We start from the raw sequence: 20,905 nt of genomic DNA, 5'->3' as shown, positions 1-20,905 counted from the left end.
CAGGGTTTCCCCCATTGTGCAATATTCCCCACTGCTGCCTCCCGTAGGAGTTTGGGCCGTGTCTCAGTCCCAATGTGGCCGGTCGCCCTCTCAGGTCGGCTACTGATCGTCGGCTTGGTGCGCCGTTACCGCACCAACTACCTAATCAGACGCGGGCCCATCTCACACCACCGGAGTTTTTACCCCTGCACCATGCGGTGCCGTGGTCTTATGCGGTATTAGCAGTCATTTCTAACTGTTATCCCCCTGTGTGAGGCAGGTTGCCCACGCGTTACTCACCCGTCCGCCGCTAAGTCACAGACCTCGTCATTCCGAAGAAATCAAAAGTAAGTGCTTCGCTCGACTTGCATGTGTTAAGCACGCCGCCAGCGTTCATCCTGAGCCAGGATCAAACTCTCGTAAAAAAGTTCTCTCTCGGTCAGGAAAACTACTAGCTTTCCTATCCCGTTATTTACTGTTGGCATCAGATCTTCGCTTTCGCTCGATCTGATTTCCGTTCTGAATATTTCTCTTAGAAATTTTCAGGGTCGTTGTCTATTGTTCAGTTATCAAGGTTCTTTGTTTTGTTTTCGCATCTCAGCGACAACTTCTGTATCTTATCATGTCGCTTCCGATTTGTCAACAACTTTTTTCAGGTTTTTTCTTTCTTTTTGAAAGACATTTTTTTGCGGATGTTGCTAAACCACGCTCCCGCGCTGCTCTTATCCGGCAAAAAATCCACCCTCTTGCGTGGTGGATTTTTATAATATCATCATACTTGCATACTGTCAATGCTTTTTTTCATTTTTTTGATTTTATTTATGTTCAGGCTTTTTATTTAAAGGAGACCGCCATCTTCAGGACAGGGTTGTATTCATAGATCACCCGGAGAATATCATTTCCCTGGATCACGTCGTAAGCCTCCCGCCCAAAGGAAGTGGTATACAGCATCGTAATGATCATAAAGAGGATCCACACAATGATCAGTCCGCCTGCTGCCCCAAGCAGCGCCCCGCCAAGACGATTGAAAAAGCCAAGCACCGGAAGATTTGCCACAATATCCAACGCGAAGATGATAGCCCTCATCACCACCGTTATGATCACAAACGTCAGGATAAAAGCAAGAATATTGATGATCAGCCTTGCCGCGTAAGCCGAGATATATTCTATAAAGTTCTCTGCCCCCAGTTCATCATACATCTCGCTGTTATTGTTATTTAGAAGAAGTGCTTTGAACACGCCTGGTATATCCGCCCCCTCTATCGCCGCGATCTGGGTATCCCGCGGGATCTCCACACCTTCCAGCACGCTCTCCGCATCTCCGTCGTCCCCCTGCAATCCGTCCAGAAGGCTGCTGGATATGCCATACTGCGCCAGCTCATCGCTGGTAACATTTCCATTTACAATATCTTCCACTGTGATGCCCACCGCGTTCAGCTGGGCTTCTGTGATGCCGGCAGACCCCAGGACCCGCCGCACGTTTTCCACCGTGAGCCCTGTCTCGCCTTCATCTCCTTCTCCCTGGAGGACAGAGGACGCCATCCCTATGATAGACTGCTCTGCCTGACTTTCGATCATCTCATCCAGCGGTGTAACTGACATAATCCCCTGGCTGACGTAGGGCGTCAGGAAAAACACCAGAATAAATGTAACGACTGTGGCCACCAGGGAAACCGCGATCTTGACCGCTCCTCTGTATAGGCCTACGATTACGCATATGAGGAAAATCAACCCTGTAGTTATGATCACCCAATTCATATTTTCTCCTTATTTTACAAACCGGACGACTTCCATCCCGTTTGCATTCATCACTATGTATTTATTGACTCCAAAAACAGGGAACATTTCCAGGATCGCCTCATCCATCTCCCCTTCAAACTTGTGAACGCCGGCCCGGGTGAACACACTGCACTGCGTCCCGCCGTACATGATGACCTGCATGCCGCATATCTTCACATTCGAGTAGTCTCCGGTAAATTTCTCCGACATGACCATGCTACCGCTCTTATTATAAAGGCGCAGCTCATATCCTGCCTCCCCCTCATTCTTCAGCACCAGTCCTATATAAGAAGGACTGTAGAAAGCACTTTTAATCTGCTTATCCAGCTCAATGGTATTCTGAAGGGAGGGTGTATCCTGCCCCCGGTAGATCAGCACTCTGTCATTTCCCACTACGGCGGATGTATCCCCATCCATAAAAAAAGCAGTGGGCGCTATCACATCTTCATATGTATCTGTCAGCACCTCATAGTTCTCTGCCTGAGCTCCCGCCTCACCAAAATTGTAATAATAAATATTGGAAACTGTACGGCCGTTTTGCACGGTCATGTAAGATACCAGGAGAAGCTGTCCATTCTCCGAGAGACTGATATCCAGCGGATAGCCGTTTCCGGTCACTGTGGTGTCCAGCTCTGCAAGGATATTCCCCGCCGCGTCATAGCAGACGATCTGGGGGTCACCATCCCCGTGCAGTACTGCCGCCACAATCCCCTGGGAGGACACTGCCACTTTTTCTATGGGAAGCGTGGTCTCGATCTCACCTTTCACCCCCTCCTGATCTACCACGATCATGCTGTTCCCGCCTTTATCCGCCACAACCGCGGCATCTCCGAATGCGGAAACCATCGGATTCTGCATCTGATAAGACTGGTTCCACACCTCCTCCCCTTTCCTGTCCATCAGGACAATGCCGTCCCGGCTGTACTTGAGCACTCCGTCCCCGAATTCCCGGTAACTGCTGTTTCCGGCGTCTTCTGCCTCGTATACATCTATGATCCTCACGGAAGTGTAGGTCTGGAGATTGATCACCAAAAACACCCCCACCAGAACCAGGACCACAGCCGCAGCTGCGATGATCATCCGCCGTCGGGTCCTTTTTCTGTAGTCCTTCACCTGCGCATCCAGCTCCTGCATGGTGGGATCATGTTCCAGCTCTCCCGGCTGCTGTCCGGGATCCTGCTCTCTGCCCCTCAGGATGCGAAATCTGTCTCTTATCTTTTGCCTCATACATCAACCTCATTTTCTTCTATGGTTTGCTGTCCATGTGGTTATTATAACACACCTTCCCCAGTTCTCAAGTGACAATCCATAGGAGGGGACTCCGCCGGCCCTTTCCGCCCCGGCACAAGCCGCTTTTAGCCGGGCATCAGGGGAGCAGCAGTTTCTGGCCTATAAAGATCAGGTTCCCGTCTGTGAGGCCGTTCATTTTGCAGATAGCCTCCGCCTCATCTGTGGTCCCGTAAAGTTTCAGGCTGATCTTATCCAGCGTGTCACCTCTCTGTACTGTATAGTATTCCTCTCCGCTCTCCCCCTCCTGGATGGACATCCCGCTCTCCCCGGTCTGCACATCCCCGGCGCCTGCGCTGACATCAGAGGCGGCTGCGCCGTCCGGCTGTTCCTCCTGCTGATCTGCTGCGGCATCTTCTTCGGCAGTCACTGTGTTTTCACTGCTTCCCTGTACAGATTTCGAGAGGGTCTCTATGGAGGACTGTACGGAGTTCATTTTGTCATAATTATTCATGGCTGAGATACCGATGGCCAGCACAACGACTACCAGCAGAACACTCGTCAGGTATACAAGGTGGGAATTGCTCCTCTGCTCCTGCGCCTCGAGTTTTTCCTTTACTGCAGAACGAAAATTCTTTGCAGCTCGATCCTCAACCACTTCACTGGGTGTAACGCCGATCTGTTTGCGTGTATTGATCATATAATTCTGCATATCCGGATTTTTTTCATAAAATATGTAATATCCGCCCATCTGCATCAGCTCGTGAAATTTATATGCAAAATAAATCTCCTCATCCTCCTCGGGATGCTTCATAATAAAAATACTGTTTTTCTTCAGGCCCAGCTGCTCGTGGATCTGCACCATACTGCCGCTGAGCACAAGGGGTCTGCCGGGCGCGGCCAGAGCCCACCCAACTACATCCCTGCCGGGGAAATACTCTGCACACTCTCTGAGAGCCGCCTCCCTGGCCGGGTCGCTGATACAGATTTCGCCATTTTCCTCCGACACCTCTTCGATCCGAACCGCTCCGGTTATATAGACACATTCCAGTCCTTCCACCACTGCATTCTCCCCCAGCAGCAGCGCGCCTGTGGGCTCTTCCTTGGCCCGCGACCTCAACTGATCGAGGTAGGTATCCACGTAGTCTTCCAAATAAATCTTTGGAATATCCGAAACATTTCCTACCTGCCTGACATTTTTGGGAAATTTTCTTTCCATATACTCTCACCTCACTGAATATTTTTGCTTATCATAGCACACGGTTTTTGCGCATTTTAGCATTTAGTGGAGCCTGTCCATGGAAATTTACGTTATTTTCCCTCCGCCTTCGACGTTTTCGGACTGTTTCTCTTTTTCTCTGTGTCTATATATAGAAAAAGAGCCGGCCAAAAAGCCAGCTCCTCTTCTGTATATCCTGTCCTCTTATTTCAGGAACTCTTTTACTTTTGTGTAAATGCTTTCGCTGTCCAGGCCGTATTTCTTGACCAGCTCGACAGCCGGACCGGACTCTCCGAACGTATCGTTAATACCGATCTTCATCACTTTTGCAGGTGCTTTCTCCGCCACTACGTCGCAGACAGCGCTTCCCAGACCGCCGATGATGGAGTGTTCCTCCACTGTCACGATCTTTCCTGTCTTGGCTGCCGCCTTGATCACAGCCTCCTCGTCAAGAGGTTTGATGGTGTGGATATTGATGACCTCCGCGCTGATGCCGTCTGCCGCCAGCTTCTCAGCTGCCGCCAGGGACTCGGATACAGGAAGGCCTGTAGCGATGATGGTCACATCTGTTCCTTCCCGCAGTGTCACAGCTTTTCCAAGCTCAAATTTATAATCCGGATTGTCATTGATTACCGGCACAGCCAGTCTGCCGAAGCGCAGGTATACAGGTCCCTGGTGCTCGTAAGCTGCCTCCACTGCCGCTTTCGCTTCCACATCGTCGGAGGGGTTGATGACTACCATGCCCGGGATCGTTCTCATAAGAGCGATATCCTCGTTGCACTGGTGGGTAGCACCGTCCTCACCTACAGAGATACCTGCATGTGTAGCTCCGATCTTTACGTTCAGCTTGGGATAGCCGATGGAGTTGCGGACCTGCTCAAAAGCGCGGCCAGCCGCAAACATGGCAAAAGAGCTGGCAAAGGGAACCTTGCCTGTGGTAGCGATACCTGCCGCCACGCCCATCATGTTGCTCTCAGCGATACCGCAGTCAATGTGACGCTCCGGAAATTCTTTCTTGAATGTGCCTGTCTTTGTAGCGTTTGCCAGGTCAGCGTCCAGAACAACGACATCCCCATGTTTCTTTCCTAATTCTACTAAAGCATTACCGTAGCTTTCTCTTGTTGCGATCTTCTTTACATCTGACATAATGCTTCACCTGCCTTTTCTAATTCTTCCATAGCAGTCTTGTACTGCTCATCGTTGGGAGCGGCTCCGTGCCAGGATGCCTGGTTCTCCATGAAAGATACGCCTTTGCCCTTCACTGTCTTTGCGATGATAGCTGTAGGCTGGCCCTTCACTGTCTTTGCCTCTTTGAAGGCAGCATCGATGGCGTCAAAGTCATGTCCGTCTATATTGATCACATGGAAGTTGAATGCCTCAAATTTCTTATCAATCGGATAAGGTGAGTTTACTTCTGTGATAGCCCCGTCGATCTGGAGGTTGTTGTTGTCCACGATCACCACAAGGTTGTCCAGTTTTCTGTGGGCTGCCAGCATGGATGCCTCCCACACCTGTCCCTCCTGGATCTCGCCGTCGCCAAGCAGCGTGTATACCCGGTAATCATCGCCGGACAGCTTAGCGGAGATAGCCATTCCAACTGCTGCGGAGATGCCCTGTCCAAGAGAGCCGGAGGACATGTCCACACCCGGAATGTGCTTCATATCCGGATGTCCCTGCAGATAGGAACCGGTGTGACGCAGTGTAGTCAGATCCTCTACCGGGAAGAACCCTCTGTTTGCCAGAGCAGCGTAGTATCCCGGCGCTGTGTGGCCCTTGGAGAGAACAAAGCGGTCTCTGTCGGCCTTTTTGGGATCTTTTGGATCGATGTTCATTTCTTCAAAATAAAGATAGGTAAAAATATCTGCTGCTGACAGAGATCCGCCCGGATGACCGGACTTCGCGCTGTGGGTGGCTGTGATGACACCCTTGCGGACCTCGTTTGCAGTCTTCATAAGTTCTAATTTGTTCATGAAAAATGCCTCCTGGTGTTTATCGTTTCCTTACTTGTGTATTATTCTCCGAAAACTGCCTTGTAGTCTTCCTGGAATTTAAGAATTCCCGCATCTGTCAGAGGATGTTTGGTCATCTTCTCGATCACTGCGTAGGGAACTGTGGCAATGTCTGCGCCTGCCAGTGCACAGTCTGTCACGTGCATCGGATTGCGGACGCTGGCTGCGATGATCTGTGTGTCGATGTCTCCGGCAACTGCAAAGATCTCAGCGATCTCACGGATCAGGTCCACACCTCTCACAGAGATGTCATCGAGACGTCCCAGGAAAGGAGATACATAGGTAGCGCCTGCTCTTGCTGCCAGAAGCGCCTGGTTTGCAGTAAAGATCAGGGTCACATTTGTCTTGATGCCCTCAGCTGTAAGCTGCTTGCAGGCTTTAAGCCCCTCCACAGTCATGGGGATCTTTACGACCATGTTCGGATGGATCTTTGCGATCTCGCGTCCCTCCTTGATCATACCCTCAGCATCTGTGGTAGTAGCCTTTACCTCTCCGCTGATCGGTCCGTCCACGATAGATGCGATCTCAGCGATCACTTCCTCGAACACCCGGCCCTCTTTTGCGATCAGTGACGGGTTGGTCGTTACACCGCAGATAACACCCATGTCATTTGCTTTTTTAATGTCTTCCACCTTGGCTGTGTCGATAAAAAACTTCATTTTTCTTCCTCCTTGATTCGTTGAACGTCTGGCCTAAGCCCATTTGTCTAAATTATATCCCATAGGAAAGGAGGTGGTCAATAGGAGTTCTTTTTTATTAATAATTCGCTTAATTAATAATGCATAATTATTAATTCTATTTTTCTATATCTCATGTTAAATCCTTGTTAACATGGACGAAAACATCCTTTTTCGGAGTTTTCTCCATTACTGTAAGGAAACGGAATTACATTTTATTATTAATATTTTTTCAAAATACATTAATTTTTCTTTTTTCTGCTCTTCGGATAGGACGTAGTCCCCCGGATGATCAGCTTCGGTTCATACTCCACATGGTAGGTGCTGATAGGCTCTACCTCCGTGTATTTTTCCCTCCTGCTGTCAATCTTCTTCATAATAATATCGCAGGCATCCCGGCCTTTAAAGATGACAAAGTGCTCAATGGTGGTAAGGGACATTTTGTGCATGCTGGCGAACAGCGTGTTGTCGCACCCCATGACAGACACATCTCCGGGGACTTTCAGCTTGGCCTCCTGGAGAGCGTCCAGAATCCCAAAGGCGATCATGTCGTTCAGCCCCACAATGGCTGTCACATCCCTCTGTTCCTCCAGAAGCTCCCTGGTGAGTTCGTAGCCGATCTTGTACTCCGAGTCGATGTGAGCAATATCCAGATCGATCTCCTCGTCTGCAGCCTTGATGATCACCTGATCCTTAAGCCCGGCTCTCTCGAATTCTTTTAAAAATCCTTCCACCCGCTTTGACCTCTGCTTCTGCCGCACAGTCAACGGAGGTGCTATATAAGCAACTTTTCTGTGTCCCAACTCCAGTAGATGGCGGGCCATGATCCTGCCAAGTTTGGAGTTGTCCAGCTCCACCGCATCCACGTTCAGATGCTCATTCTGGTTGTTGACGATCACCACCGGGATCTCATCCGCCAGCTTTTCCACCCTGTCCATAAAACAGTGGCTGGGATTGCAGGTGTAGATGATCCCCACCGGGTGCAGCTCATTCATCATTTTCAGATAGCGCTCTTCCATCCGCAGATCTCTCTGGGTGTTGCAGACAAAGAGTCCGTATCCCTGCTCTTTTGCCCGCAGTTCGATCCCCTGTAGGAGCATGACATAGTAGGGGTTGGTGAGGTTAGAGCAAAAGACCACCAGGAGTTTCTCCCGGCGGCTTTCTTTCCGTGTTTTCCGTCTCGGCAGGACATAGCCCAGCTCTTCCGCTGCCTCCTCCACCTTTTTGACCGTCTCTTTCGAGAAAGACACATTGTACTTCCGGTTCAGCACCATGGAGACAGTAGACTGTGACACGCCTGCCGCCCGGGCAATATCTGTCGAAGTCACTTTTTTCTTTCCTGCCATCCTCTATATCTCCGTTCTTCCTTCCAGCGCCCGAAGGAGCGTCACTTCATCTATATACTCCAGATCTCCTCCCACAGGCACACCGCTTGCGATCCGGCTCACCTTGATCCCCACCGGCTTGATCAGCTTGCTGATATACATGGCTGTGGTCTCTCCTTCCAGGCTGGAGTTGGTCGCTATGATCACCTCATCCACATCATCCCGCAGTCGCTCCATCAGCTCTTTGAGGCGGATATCTCCGGGACCGATCCCCAACATGGGGGAGATGGCCCCGTGGAGCACATGGTAGACCCCACTGTACTTACCTGTCTTTTCATAGGCAGCCAGGTCCCTGGGCGTCTCCACCACCATGATGGTCCTGTGATCCCTGTCCGGATTGGCGCAGATCGGGCAGACTTCCTGGTCTGTCAGCGTGCAGCACTTGGCGCAGTAGCGCACATTGTCCCTGGCCTCCACAATGGACTGGGCCAGCTCATGGACCTGTTCTTTTGGCATGCTGATGAGATGGAAAGCCAGCCGCTGGGCCGACTTGGGACCGATCCCCGGCAGCCTGGAAAACTGCTCAATGAGACGGCTTATCTGACTGCTGTAGTAATCCATTCTGTTTCACCGCCGCTTCTGTCCTAGAACAGGCCCGGCATCCCGCCGCCCATTCCTCCTGTAAATTTGGACATGCCGGCCGCTGACTCCTGATCCACTTTCTCAAGGGCCTCGTTCACAGCTGCCACGATCATATCTTCCAGCATCTCCACATCATCCGGATCCACTGCCTCTTCGTCCAGTTTTACCTTCAGCACTTTCTTGGTACCGGACACAGTCACTTCCACTGCCCCGCCACCGGCTGTGGCAGTGAACTCTTTTGTCTCCATCTCCTTTGCCTGCTCTTCCATCTGGCGCTGCATCTTCTGCGCCTGCTTCATAAGATTTGCCATGTTTCCGGGCATGCCTCCCGGAAATCCTCCGCGTCTTGCCATAATATTCCTCCTTAATCTTCTATCGTAATATCCATATGGATCAGCTTCTCAATATCCACAAATCTGTCCTCGAAGCGTCTGCCCTCTTCCACCTGGCGGACATCCACCTCCATCTGCTTGCCTGTCTTCTCGGCGATCAACCTCTCGATCTCTTCCCGGTGCTCCGGTTTCGCCACAAAGGCAGCGCTCACCTCGTCCTCCAGGACGATCATGAGCCGGTCATTTTCCCCTGCGGCCAGGCGGGCCTTCTTTAGATAACTCCGAAGCATGGGGGAAGCCTCCTGGGCCACGGACCTGAAATCCGCCGCCACTGCCTTCACGTCTTCGCTGAGCGCTTTGGGAAGCTTCGGCGCCGGCGCAGGTTCCCTGGCTTCCTCTCTGACCACCCGGACCGTCTGTCCCGGCGCAGCGGCCACTCCCACCTCGCCCATCTTCTGCACTTCCGCCTCCAGGGCCCGTATTCTGGACAGAAGGGCGTCCTGGCCCACCTCCATCTGGGGACGGCACAGGCGGATAAACGTGACTTCCAGAAGCACTCTCTTCTGAGCCGCATATTTCAGCTTGCCTGTCAGCTCAGAAAAGATGCGGATATACCGGATCAGCTCATCCGTCTCGATCATCTGGGATTCTTCCTTGATCCTGGCCAGGTTCTCCGTGGACACATCCAGCACATCCTCCATCTCCTCCGAACTTTTCACCAGGAGAAGGTTCCGCAGATACCAGGTAAAGTCCGCCGCCATCTGGGACAGCTCCCGCCCCTGCATGACCAGCTCATCCACGGTCTCGATGACCTTTTTCACATCCCGCTCCAGCAGCTCACGCAGCAGACGGCTGAACACGTCCGCATCCACCGCGCCCAACACTTCCAGGACATTGTCATAGGTGAGCCGCTGACCGATATAAAAGGCTGTGCACTGGTCAAGAAGGCTCAGGGCATCTCTCATGGAGCCGTCAGCCATCCTGGCGATATAGCGCACCGCCTTGTCCTCTACATCCAGGTTCTCCTTTTCGATCAGCTCACGCAGCCTTCCGGAAATGGTCTCAATGGAAATCCTCTTGAAATCATACCGCTGGCATCTGCTCAGGATGGTCACCGGTATCTTGTGAGCCTCTGTCGTTGCCAGAATAAAAATGACGTATTCCGGCGGTTCCTCCAGCGTTTTTAAAAGCGCGTTGAAAGCTCCTATGGACAGCATATGAACCTCGTCGATGATGTAGACCTTGTACCGCCCTTCCGTGGGGCGGTAGGCCACTTCCTCCCGGATCTCCCGGATGTTGTCCACGCCGTTGTTGGACGCCGCGTCGATCTCGATCACGTTCATAGAAGTGCCGGCCGCTATGGACCGGCACATGTCACACTGACCGCAGGGGCTTCCCTCCACCGGGTGCTGGCAGTTGACAGCTTTTGCAAATATCTTCGCCACCGTAGTTTTACCTGTTCCCCTTGTCCCGCAGAAGAGATAGGCATGTCCGATCCTGTCTGTCTGTATCTGATTTTTTAATGTAGTTACGATCGCATCCTGCCCTTTGACATCCTCAAACTCACTGGGTCGGAATTTCCGGTATAACGCTGTGTAGCTCATCTGCTGCACTCCTTCTTATCAGTCTCTTTCATATTATCTATCCCCGAAGCTGATACCTGTCATCCTGGCTTCCTGGATGATGCCGGCCTCCGGGTCCACACATTTCAGCTTTCCTGCCACTTCCGCAAGAGGCACTTTCGTGATCTCGCCACTCTTTATCGCCATCATATAGCCGAAATCTCCCTCCAGGATATGCTCCGCGGCCGCAGCTCCCAGTCTGGTGGCCAGCACTCTGTCGTAAGGGCAAGGCGAACCGCCTCTCTGGGTGTGGCCCGGCACAGTGATCCTGACTTCCTGATCCATCTTCTTCTGGATCCGCTCTGCGATCTCATAAGCCACAGACGGATAATTCTCTTTCGCCTTCTTTGCCTTCAGCTCCTTTTTGGAGAGCTTTGCGTCATCCTTGGAAATAGCGCCTTCAGCTACAGCGATGATTGTAAAATGTTTGCCCTCGGCCGCTCTCTTCTTGATGGCATCCACGACCACCTTGATATCATAGGGAATCTCCGGAAGAAGAATGATATCCGCCCCGCCGGCGATACCTGCATGAAGAGTCACCCAGCCAACCTTATGTCCCATGACCTCCACGATAAAGACACGGCTATGGGATGTGGCTGTGGTGTGGATCCTGTCGATGGTATCTGTCGCTATGTCTACGGCACTCTGAAATCCGAATGTCATATCGGTTCCCCAGAGGTCGTTGTCAATGGTCTTCGGAAGCGTGATCACATTCAGCCCCTCCTCTCGGAGAAGGTTTGCTGTCTTGTGCGTCCCATTTCCGCCTAAAATCACAAGGCAATCCAGATTCAGCTTGTGATAGGTGTGCTTCATAGCCTCCACTTTGTCAAGCCCGTTTTCGTCGGGTACCCTCATTAATTTGAAAGGCTGCCTGGAAGTCCCCAGAATGGTTCCTCCCCTTGTCAGTATTCCCGAGAAATCTCTGGAAGTGAGCATCTGGAAATTTGAGTAAATAAGGCCCTTATAGCCATCCTGGAACCCATAGATCTCCACATCATTTCTCTTTGAACACACTCCTTTTACAACTCCACGCATGGCAGCATTCAGCGCCTGACAGTCGCCGCCGCTGGTAAGCATTCCTATCCGCAACATAGTCTGATCACTCCTTCCTTTTTATACCTAACATATTATACCCTATTTTCAAAGGGGGTACAAGGAAAAAACAGGCTTCCGCCCCTTCCCTCCCTTTACCTGACGCCCAAAAACGAGTATACTGTTAAAGGGAACGCCCTGCGTTTCCGGAAATCAAACAGAAAGCTGGTAACGAACTTATGGATAAACTGGACATCAAACTCTGGTCCCTGGCCGCCAAAGGCGAGATCGTCCCGGACAGGTCCCTTCTCAAGACCCCGGAGCAGATAAGGGAGATCAGAAGGAGCGCCGACCTGAACACGGCGGTTCTGGACCATGTGGCCGCCCACATAAAGGCGGGCATGAGCACCGCCGAGATAGACAGGCTGGTGTACGACTACACCGTCTCTCACGGAGGCATCCCCGCCCCGCTGGACTACGAGGGCTTCCCGAAGAGCGTGTGCACCTCCATCAACAATGTGGTCTGCCACGGCATACCGGATGAAAACGAGATCCTCCGGGAGGGGGACATCATCAACGTGGATGTCTCTACTATATTAAACGGCTATTTCTCCGATGCCTCCCGCATGTTCACCATCGGGGAGATCACTCCCCGGGCAGAGAAGCTTGTCCGGGTCACAAGAGAGTGCGTGGAGCTGGGACTTGCCGCCGCTAAGCCCTGGGGCCACTTAGGCGATATCGCCTGGGCCATCAATTCCCACGCACAGGCCAACGGCTACTCTGTGGTGGAGGACATCGGCGGCCACGGCATCGGCCTGGAGTTCCACGAGGAACCCTTCGTCAGCTACGTCACGCCCAAGGGAAGCGAGATGGTCCTGGTGCCCGGCATGATGTTCACCATCGAGCCCATGATCAACGAGGGGAGTCCGGACTTTTTCATCGATGAGGAGAACGGCTGGACTGTCTACACCATCGACGACGGCCTGTCCGCCCAGGTAGAGTACATGGTGCTTGTCACCGAGACCGGCGTGGAGGTCCTGACAAAATAAAAAAAACAAAACAAAAAGGACTGTGCATGTGCATAGTCCTTTTTTGCTGAGCTGTATGTCTTTCCGCCGCATGTATAATAACCACGCCGTGGCTATTATATCATAGTTACCAGTTTGAACAGGAAGTTTGCCGCCACACCGGCGCACAGGCCGCCGATGGTATGGCTGACGATCGCCTTTCCCGTCATGTGCGGGCACTTCAGGGCTGACATCATTCCCACATGTGTGCTCAGGTAGCCGCTCCAGCACATACACATAGCTGTAAACACCGCGATGTCATTTGCATGGACAGATCCTGCGGACACCATGTCCGGCACAAGGCCGATGGCTGCTCCCGCCGCTCCCAAGGCCGTGACCGGCACTGCCACGGCAGAGGCGGAGGAGAACCCGAACAGCGGAGTCAGGATGAAGTCGATCTTCTCTCCCAGCCAGGGAAGGAGTGCCACTCCCTCGTAGGCTGCTCCTGTATATGTACCATCGGCAGAAGGGCCGTTGGTAAGCATCATCACGATCGTGCAGATGACCAGGACGCCGGGGATGATGGCCATACCCACATCCACACCGTTCTTTCCGCCGTCCAGCAGGGACTCCAGGAGTCTTCCTCCCACACTGCCGCCTCGTACCTGACGCTTGTTGAGGAGGTCGTCAATGGACTCTCCCTCCGCCTCCGGCATGCAGTACTCTGTCACACCGAATTCCTTTTTTGTAAAAAGCATCATGATCCGCACGCTGATGATACTTCCGATGATAGCGCCCACATTTCCGATGAGGGCCGCCATTCCCACATTCTCTCCCGGAAGGCTGATGCCCAGCATGAAGGTGGTAACGATGAGTCCCATTCCAAACGCCGTCCCCAGGTTAGTCAGCGCCGGAAGCTGATACTTTTTAAAATACTTCCGGAAATTGGTGTCCTCCGCCAGGCCCAGGATCGCCGGGTTATCTGACAGATACGTGGTCATGATCCCCAGAGAAGCCGCGCCGGGCAGGTCGTACAGCGGCTTCATCAGCGGTGTGATCGCCTTGTTTACAAGCGCGATGACACCAAACTCCGAGAGGGCTCCCGAAACCGCGCCGGCGATGACCGCGATGGCCATGATATTGAACACCGTGTCGATCAGAAGCTGATAGGCTGTGTTCATAAGTGTCTGCATCATGTTGGCTCCGCCCATCACGGCCGCCAGTCCTCCGAAAATGGCAATAAAGACCGCCAGGAAGACAAACGCTTCCAGACTTACTGCTTTTTTAAATTGTTTCTGCATACTTTTCCCCATTTCTTTGTCTCTTTGTTAATTCAAAGACAATCAGTCTTTCCCAATACCATACATTAAATTCACTCCAACTGCAACTTTTTTTCTACTCTCAGTTGATTTTTTTTAATTTTCCACAGACAAAAAAAACTTATACCCCTGTTTTCGCATCATTTTTTACAAATTTTCTTAATTTTTTTGCAAATTATTATGGAAAGCGCCGCCCAAGAATTATATAATATTGTATATCACAGTAAAGGAGGAGGGCGCATATTATGAAACAGAACAATATGTTAGCCATGATTTTAGCCGGCGGCCGTGGTTCAAGGCTGCACGAGCTGACTAATAAGGTTGCCAAGCCTGCCGTTTCATATGGCGGTAAATACAAGATCATCGATTTTCCCATCAGCAATTGTGCCAACAGCGGCATTGATGTAGTCGGAGTCCTCACACAGTATGAGTCCATTCAGCTGAACAGCTATGTGGCAGCGGGACGCCGCTGGGGACTGGACGCGAGGGACAGCGGTGTGTACGTACTCCCGCCCCGTGAGAAAGCGGACGTGGATCTGAACGTCTACAGGGGAACCGCAGACGCCATCTCACAGAATATTGATTTTATAGACTCCTACTCCCCGGAGTACCTTCTCATCCTCTCCGGCGACCACATCTACAAGATGAACTACGCAAAGATGCTGGCCTACCACAAGGAGCATGACGCAGATGCCACCATCGCCGTCATCGAGGTTCCCATGAGAGAGGCGAGCCGCTTCGGCATCATGAACACGGACGAGGAGGGCCGCATCGTGGAATTCCAGGAGAAGCCGGCCGAGCCCAAGAGCAATCTGGCTTCCATGGGCATCTACATCTTCAACTGGAAGCTGCTCCGCAAGATGCTGACGGCCGACATGAAAGATCCGGACTCCAGCCATGACTTCGGCAAGGACATCATACCCGCCATGCTGAACGACGGCAAAAAGCTGGTGGCCTACAAGTTCAAGGGCTACTGGAAGGATGTGGGGACCATCGACTCCCTGTGGGAGGCAAACATGGACCTGCTGGACAAGAACAATGAGCTGGACCTGAATGACTCCACCTGGAAGATATACACGGAGGACGCAGTGGCGCTCCCACAGTACATAGGTCCTGATGCCGAGATCGACAGAGCCTTCATCACGCAGGGCTGTGTCATCGAGGGTTCCGTCAAGAACTCCGTTCTGTTTACCGGGGCAAGAGTGGGCGCAGGTGCGAAGATCATCGACAGCGTGCTCATGCCGGGCGCGGAGGTTGCGGAAGGTGCTGTTGTCCAGCGCGCTCTCGTAGCTGACAACGTAAAGATTGGAAAAGAGGCACAGGTCGGCAGCGCTGACAGTGAGCATATCGAGCTGGTCTCCAAACGCGTAAAGGGGGTTGAGTAATATGGCGAAAGCATTAGGTATTGTAAACTTTTCCGGAAACCACATCTGGGTAGAGGGGATGCAGGCTTACCGCCCTATCGGCGCCTTCTCCTTCCTGGGACGGTACCGCGTCATCGATTTCCCGATCTCAAATATGAGCAACAGCGGCATTGACCAGATCCAGGTATATATCCGCAGAAAACCCCGTTCTCTGGCAGAGCACCTGGGAACCGGGCGTCACTATAACATTAACTCCAAGCGCGGAAGACTCCACATCCTGTTCTCGGAGACAGGTCTGGAGCACGATATCTACAACAACGATATCGCCGCCTTCCAGGAAAATATGGAGTGCATCCGCAATGTAAACTGCGATTATGTGGTCATTGCGCCCAGCTACATGATCTACTCACAGGATTTCAGCGAGCTGCTCCAGACCCACATCGACTCCGAGGCGGACATCACTCTCCTCTATCACTCCACAGACGATGCAAAGGAGCACTTCCTGAACTGCAACACAGTCAATCTGAACAAGCAGAAGGGCGTCCTGTCTCTGGAGATGAACCGGGGCACCGCAAAGAACCGTCACATCTTCATGGACACATATGTGATGTCAAAGGAGCTCTTCATCGACCTGGTGAGCAAGGCTCACAAGACCTCCTCCATGTACAGCCTGGCGGATATCGTGAACGTGGCCTGCGAGGAGCTGGATGTGCGGGGCGTCTCCCACCGGGGATACTTTGCCTCCATCACCGACTTCAAGAGCTATTATGACGCGAATATCTCCCTCATTGACTTCAAGATGGCTCTCAGCCTCTTCGAGGATGAGTGGCCCATCTACACGAGGACCAATGACTCCTGTCCGACCCAGTATTTCGAGGGCTCCAATGTAAAGAACTCTATCGTGTCAAACGGCTGTCTCATCGAGGGGACCATCGAGAACTCTGTCATTGGCCGCGGATGCGTCATCAAGAAGGGGGCTGTCGTGAAAAACTGCGTGATCCTTCCCCATGTCATCGTGGACACGGATGTCCACCTGGAGAACATTGTGGCGGACAAGCACGCCAAGATCACTCACGTGAAAGAGGTTGTAGCTGCCCCCAATGAACCGGGATACATCAGAAGAAACGATATCATTTAAAAAGGCATAAAAAAGAAGCCCGTCATCTGTCGGGCTTCTTTTTTCATATCCTGTATCCGCTCTACCCCAGCATCATCCTGTCGTTGTCCAGCTCTCCGCCGCTGACCTCCTCGAATTTCTTCAGCAGGTCAGACACATGGAGCTTCCGCTTCTCCTCGCCGGACACATCGTAGATGACGCGTCCCTCGTGCATCATGATGAGGCGGTTGCCGTGGGCGATGGCGTCCTTCATATTGTGGGTGACCATCATGGCCGTGAGCTGGTTCTCTTCGATAATCTTGTCGGAAATCTCCAGCACCTTCTTCGCCGTCTTCGGGTCCAGGGCAGCCGTGTGCTCGTCCAGGAGCAAAAGCTTGGGCTTCTTGATGGCCGCCATGAGAAGGGTCACGGCCTGCCTCTGCCCGCCGGACAGGAGCCCCACCTTGGTGGAGATGCGCTCCTCCAGCCCCAGTCCCAGAGCCGCCAGCTTTTTCTTGAACTCTTCTCTCTCTTTTCTGGAAATCCCCCATCTGAGTCCTCTTCTGTGTCCTCTCCTGGCAGCGATGGCCATGTTCTCCTCAATGGACATGGTGGAGGCGGTGCCGGTCATGGGATCCTGGAACACCCGCCCCAGATAGACGGCTCTCTTGTGCTCCGGCAGCCGGGTAATGTCCACTCCGTCTATGATGATATTCCCCTCGTCCACCAGCCAGCTTCCGGCTATGGCGTTCAGTGTCGTCGATTTCCCGGCTCCGTTCCCGCCGATGATGGTGACAAAGTCTCCCGGGTTCAGGTTCAGGTCCACTCCGTCGAGGGCTTTCTTTTCGTTGATCGTCCCCTTGTTGAATGTCTTGTGGATGTTTTTTATCTCAAGCATGTATCCCATTTCCTAGGCCCTCCTTCTCACTGCCCAGCGGCCTTTTAAGTAGGGCACAGCCAGGAACACCGCAACAACAAGTGCGGAGAACAGTTTCATATAGTCTGAAGGCATCTTCAGCCAGAGTACCAGCGCGTACGCCACGTAGTAGAGGATGGCTCCCACGAACACCGCGGCCAGCGTGTAGGCAAAGGCAATCTTTTTGCCTGCGCAGAGCCTGCCAAATATCACTTCGCTGATGATCACAGCGGCCAGCCCGATGACGATGGCTCCACGCCCCATATTGACGTCCGCCGCTCCCTGATACTGGGCCAGGATGCCGCCGCACAGGCCCACCAGGCCGTTGGATATGGTCAGAGCCAGCACCTTTGTATAGTTGGTGTTGATGCCCTGGGCCCGGGCCATCTGCGGATTGCAGCCTGTGGCCCTGATGGCAGCGCCCATCTCGGTCCCGAAAAACCAGTAGACGATGGCCACCAGGATCAGACATCCCAGGATCAGCTTCAGGAAGAAAAAGACTCTGTCATCTCCTGTCACATATCTGGAGGAGGCCACCAGCCCCTGCTGGGTCAGACTGATACCCTGGTTGGATTTCCCCATGATCCCCAGATTCACGGAATACAGGGATACCTGGGTCAGGATACTGGCCAGGATCCCCGGTATGCCAAGGCCCGTGTGGAGAAGGCCCGTGACCATCCCCGCCGCCATGCCTGCCAGCAGTGCAAACACGAGGGAGAGCGCCGGGCTCATCCCTCCCTGGATCAGCATGACCGCCGTCGCCGCTCCTGTAGCTAAAGACCCGTCCACTGTAAGGTCCGGGAAATCAAGGATGCGGTAGGTTATATAAACTCCCAGTGCCATAATGCCCCATATGATCCCCTGTGCCGCTGTTCCCGGCATTGCCCGCAGCAGCGCCAGGGGGTCCAGGGAAAGAAAATATTCTGCTATCATTTTTCTGCCTCTGCCTTTCTTCTCTTATTCTGCCGCAGATGCGGACTCAATGGGCTCGTATCCTTCCGGGACCGTGATGCCCAGCTCCTCGCATATCTCCGGATTGTACATCCTGGTCGGCTCCGGTGCTGTCTGCACTTCCATGGACGTGATGTCCTCGCCGTTTGCAAGGATGTCATAGGCCATCTCGCCTGTGGTGTACCCCAGCTCATAGTAGCTGATGCACAGAGTGGCTATCCCCGCCACGCTGCATGTGCCCTGCTCGCTGGCCACTACCGGGACTTTTGCCGGCCGGCAGATATTGTCGATGATGCCCGGGTTGGCTGCCATGGTGTTGTCTGTCGGGATGTAGATGGCGTCCACCTCCTGGACCGCGCTGGTCACAACAGACTGGATCTCATTGGAGTCCGCCGCCGTGTACTCCTTGTAGTCCACGCCGTCCTCCTCCAGCTCCTTCTCAAACATCTCCGCCTGGTACTTGGAGTTGGACTCCGCGGAGCAGTAGAGGATGCCAACGGTCTTTACATCCGGCAGGAGCTCCATCATCACGTCCTCCTGCTCAGAGATGGGGGCCAGGTCGCTGGTACCTGAAATATTTACCCCTGTGGTCCCTGTCCAGTCATCTATGCCAAGGGCGCTGCCGTAGTCTGTCACAGAGGTTCCAAGAATAGGAATGTCCGCTGTGGCCTGGGCCGCTGTCTGGAGCGGCAGGGTGGCATTAGCCAGGATCAGGTCCACGTCAGAAGAAACAAAATTATTCATGATGGTGGAGCACATGGTCTGCTCCCCCTGCGCGTTCTGCACATCAAACTCTACATTGTCCTCACCGAACAGTTCCTTACATGCATCCTGGAAGCCTGCCGTCGCGTCATCCAGAGATGGATGCTCCATCTGCTGACAGATGCCGATCACATATTTGCCCGGATCATCACCGCTCCCGCTTCCGTCTGACGATGACTCGCTCCCGCAGGCCGCAAGACCGGCAGTCATTGTCATCACCATCAGGATTGCCGCTGCTTTTTTCAACTTCATCTCTTATTCCTCCCTGTTGCTTTTATACTTTAAAAATTTCTCACTTCACTGCGCGAAAGTCGTCTACGAAAGGTAGTATACAACGACAAAAAAAAGAAGTCAATCTATTTTTACAAAATAGACTGACCTCCTGCGAAATTTTTATTCCTTCTTATTTTTATTCTTTTTAGTCCTCCATGTAATCGTAGTACTCTTCCTCGCTTGCGAACAGCATGTACCTGCCCTCCACATATCCCATATAGCCTTTGTCTGTATTGTAACCCTTCATAAAAGAACAGCTCCCTTCTACAACCAAGTTTTCTTATCTTTAAACTCAGTGTAATCCGAAAGCTGTCCTATAAAAATGCCACCTCACACTCCGTACTGTTCCGTGAGCCGGCGTATCTCCCGGTGTACCTGCTCCACCACAGGCTCCGGTCCCAGGATCTTCACCTCGTCTCCCAGGGAGAAGACCCAGCTGATGAACTGGCCGCTCACCGCCACGTCCACATGTACCGTGAAATGCTCTTCATCCGCCGGTATCATCATGATATCCTTCCCGAACCGGTCAATGATCACTCCGGCCAGGCGGTTGTGCACCAGCAGCTTTACCTGCTCCTCCCGGCCGCCGAACATGCCGAAGCTCTTCTTCGTGTAGGCCGCCATGTCCAGCCCCCTGAAGCGCTCCCGCCCCTCTCTCTCCTCGTCGGACATGCGGATGCGCAGCATCTTGTCCACCCGGTAGTGCTTGATCATGTCCGCTTCCGAGTCATATCCTACCAGGTAGTAGTTCTCATTGTCCCAGGCAAGTCCCCAGGGGCTTATCTTATAAACGGCGCCGCCGTGGCGCAGCTCCATCTCCTTTTTTGCATTCCACTGAAAATACTGGAAGAGGATCTTCCTGTTGCTGGCAATGGCGCTGTAGATAGCGTCCACCGTGTAGTAGATGCTCTCGTTCATAGTCTTGATGCGGCCGGACACGTAGACCTGACGCTGCAGCTCCCTGGCCTCGTACTCGCTGACCAGGCTCTCCAGCTTCCGGATGAGCTCGTTGGATTTCTTTGCCGTGATGAACCGGGAGGACTGGATGGCGTCCACCAGCAGCTTCAGCTCCGGCATCTCGAACTGCCGGCCCACCACGTGGTAGCGGTAGGATCTGCCCCAGGGCTCCCCCTCCACCTCGATCCCCAGATGCTCCAGGTCCTTCAGGTCCGTGTAGATGCTCTTCCGGTCCGCCGTCACCTCATAGGAGCGCAGCGCTTCCAGGATTTCGGGCATGGTCAGGTAGTGGTCGTCGTCCGTCTTCTCCAGCATGATCTTCGCAAGATAGTAAAGCTTCAGTTTCTGGTTCTGTCCTCTGGGCATATGAAAAAGGCTCCCTTCCTGTTTGTTTTTCAAGTATAACACGCAGGAAGA

The 20,905-nt window shown here is 52.9% G+C and carries 19 protein-coding genes and 1 rRNA gene; 3 read left to right on the top strand and 17 right to left on the bottom strand.

Annotated elements, in window-relative coordinates:
- The 12 genes from INF30_RS10525 to INF30_RS10470 all read right to left on the bottom strand — a co-directional run.
- Positions 1–404 (bottom strand): 16S ribosomal RNA (locus INF30_RS10525); the annotation flags it as partial.
- Between the two features lie 409 nt (positions 405–813).
- Positions 814–1,737 carry a CvpA family protein gene (locus INF30_RS10520; protein WP_226395152.1) on the bottom strand — a complete coding sequence of 308 codons (924 nt, stop codon included), beginning with the start codon at positions 1,735–1,737 and terminating at the stop codon, positions 814–816.
- Between the two features lie 9 nt (positions 1,738–1,746).
- Positions 1,747–2,985, bottom strand: coding sequence for a DUF5711 family protein (locus INF30_RS10515; RefSeq protein ID WP_226395151.1), 1,239 nt, complete (start codon positions 2,983–2,985; stop codon positions 1,747–1,749).
- Between the two features lie 139 nt (positions 2,986–3,124).
- A complete protein-coding gene (locus tag INF30_RS10510) occupies positions 3,125–4,204 on the bottom strand; it encodes a LysM peptidoglycan-binding domain-containing protein (protein WP_226395150.1) in 1,080 nt (359 codons plus the stop codon).
- A gap of 204 nt (positions 4,205–4,408) precedes the next feature.
- Complete coding sequence (locus INF30_RS10505) at positions 4,409–5,350, bottom strand: transketolase family protein (RefSeq protein WP_076779614.1); 942 nt, start codon at positions 5,348–5,350, stop codon at positions 4,409–4,411.
- The gene (locus tag INF30_RS10500; RefSeq protein ID WP_076779615.1) at positions 5,338–6,174 is read right to left on the bottom strand and encodes a transketolase; all 837 of its coding nucleotides are present in this window, start codon (positions 6,172–6,174) and stop codon (positions 5,338–5,340) included. The genes INF30_RS10505 and INF30_RS10500 overlap by 13 nt, the downstream gene beginning before the upstream one ends.
- 41 nt (positions 6,175–6,215) lie before the next feature.
- Positions 6,216–6,872, bottom strand: a complete 657-nt coding sequence (gene fsa / locus INF30_RS10495) for a fructose-6-phosphate aldolase (protein ID WP_076779617.1) — start codon at positions 6,870–6,872, stop codon at positions 6,216–6,218.
- Between the two features lie 260 nt (positions 6,873–7,132).
- Positions 7,133–8,236 (bottom strand): LacI family DNA-binding transcriptional regulator, encoded by a 1,104-nt coding sequence (locus INF30_RS10490; protein ID WP_076779619.1) that lies wholly within the window; start codon positions 8,234–8,236, stop codon positions 7,133–7,135.
- A gap of 3 nt (positions 8,237–8,239) precedes the next feature.
- Positions 8,240–8,836: a recombination mediator RecR gene (gene recR, locus INF30_RS10485; protein ID WP_076779621.1), complete on the bottom strand. Its 597-nt coding sequence runs from the start codon at positions 8,834–8,836 to the stop codon at positions 8,240–8,242.
- Positions 8,837–8,859: 23 nt separating this feature from the next.
- Positions 8,860–9,210 (bottom strand): YbaB/EbfC family nucleoid-associated protein, encoded by a 351-nt coding sequence (locus tag INF30_RS10480; RefSeq protein WP_076779623.1) that lies wholly within the window; start codon positions 9,208–9,210, stop codon positions 8,860–8,862.
- Between the two features lie 11 nt (positions 9,211–9,221).
- Positions 9,222–10,793 (bottom strand): DNA polymerase III subunit gamma/tau, encoded by a 1,572-nt coding sequence (gene dnaX / locus INF30_RS10475; protein ID WP_226395149.1) that lies wholly within the window; start codon positions 10,791–10,793, stop codon positions 9,222–9,224.
- A 33-nt stretch (positions 10,794–10,826) separates the two neighbouring features.
- The gene (locus tag INF30_RS10470; RefSeq protein ID WP_226395148.1) at positions 10,827–11,903 is read right to left on the bottom strand and encodes a 6-phosphofructokinase; all 1,077 of its coding nucleotides are present in this window, start codon (positions 11,901–11,903) and stop codon (positions 10,827–10,829) included.
- Positions 11,904–12,082: 179 nt separating this feature from the next.
- Between INF30_RS10470 and map the strand changes: the two genes are divergently transcribed.
- The gene (map, locus tag INF30_RS10465; protein ID WP_083582579.1) at positions 12,083–12,892 is read left to right on the top strand and encodes a type I methionyl aminopeptidase; all 810 of its coding nucleotides are present in this window, start codon (positions 12,083–12,085) and stop codon (positions 12,890–12,892) included.
- 95 nt (positions 12,893–12,987) lie between these two features.
- On the opposite strand, the gene INF30_RS10460 is transcribed toward map, so the two are convergent.
- Positions 12,988–14,163 carry a CD0519/CD1768 family membrane protein gene (locus INF30_RS10460; protein WP_226395147.1) on the bottom strand — a complete coding sequence of 392 codons (1,176 nt, stop codon included), beginning with the start codon at positions 14,161–14,163 and terminating at the stop codon, positions 12,988–12,990.
- A gap of 251 nt (positions 14,164–14,414) precedes the next feature.
- On the opposite strand from INF30_RS10460, the gene INF30_RS10455 reads away from it, so the two are divergent.
- Complete coding sequence (locus INF30_RS10455; protein ID WP_076779633.1) at positions 14,415–15,554, top strand: glucose-1-phosphate adenylyltransferase; 1,140 nt, start codon at positions 14,415–14,417, stop codon at positions 15,552–15,554.
- 1 nt (position 15,555) lies between these two features.
- Positions 15,556–16,671 carry a glucose-1-phosphate adenylyltransferase subunit GlgD gene (gene glgD, locus INF30_RS10450; RefSeq protein ID WP_226395146.1) on the top strand — a complete coding sequence of 372 codons (1,116 nt, stop codon included), beginning with the start codon at positions 15,556–15,558 and terminating at the stop codon, positions 16,669–16,671.
- A gap of 61 nt (positions 16,672–16,732) precedes the next feature.
- Here the strand turns inward: glgD and INF30_RS10445 are convergent, their stop codons facing one another.
- From INF30_RS10445 to INF30_RS10430, 4 genes are all read right to left on the bottom strand, one after another.
- Complete coding sequence (locus tag INF30_RS10445; protein ID WP_226395145.1) at positions 16,733–17,527, bottom strand: ABC transporter ATP-binding protein; 795 nt, start codon at positions 17,525–17,527, stop codon at positions 16,733–16,735.
- 12 nt (positions 17,528–17,539) lie between these two features.
- Positions 17,540–18,478 carry an ABC transporter permease gene (locus tag INF30_RS10440; RefSeq protein ID WP_076779642.1) on the bottom strand — a complete coding sequence of 313 codons (939 nt, stop codon included), beginning with the start codon at positions 18,476–18,478 and terminating at the stop codon, positions 17,540–17,542.
- Between the two features lie 24 nt (positions 18,479–18,502).
- Positions 18,503–19,510, bottom strand: a complete 1,008-nt coding sequence (locus INF30_RS10435) for an ABC transporter substrate-binding protein (protein WP_076779643.1) — start codon at positions 19,508–19,510, stop codon at positions 18,503–18,505.
- A gap of 351 nt (positions 19,511–19,861) precedes the next feature.
- On the bottom strand, positions 19,862–20,854 hold the full coding sequence (locus INF30_RS10430; protein ID WP_191384150.1) for a helix-turn-helix transcriptional regulator: 993 nt from the start codon (positions 20,852–20,854) through the stop codon (positions 19,862–19,864).
- Between the last annotated feature and the right edge of the window lie 51 nt (positions 20,855–20,905).

The organism is Claveliimonas monacensis, from assembly GCF_014982975.1.
GTDB lineage: Bacteria > Bacillota > Clostridia > Lachnospirales > Lachnospiraceae > Claveliimonas > Claveliimonas monacensis.
The sequence above is the reverse complement of the archived record's forward strand: the minus strand, read 5'-3'. Positions and strand labels throughout refer to the sequence as shown.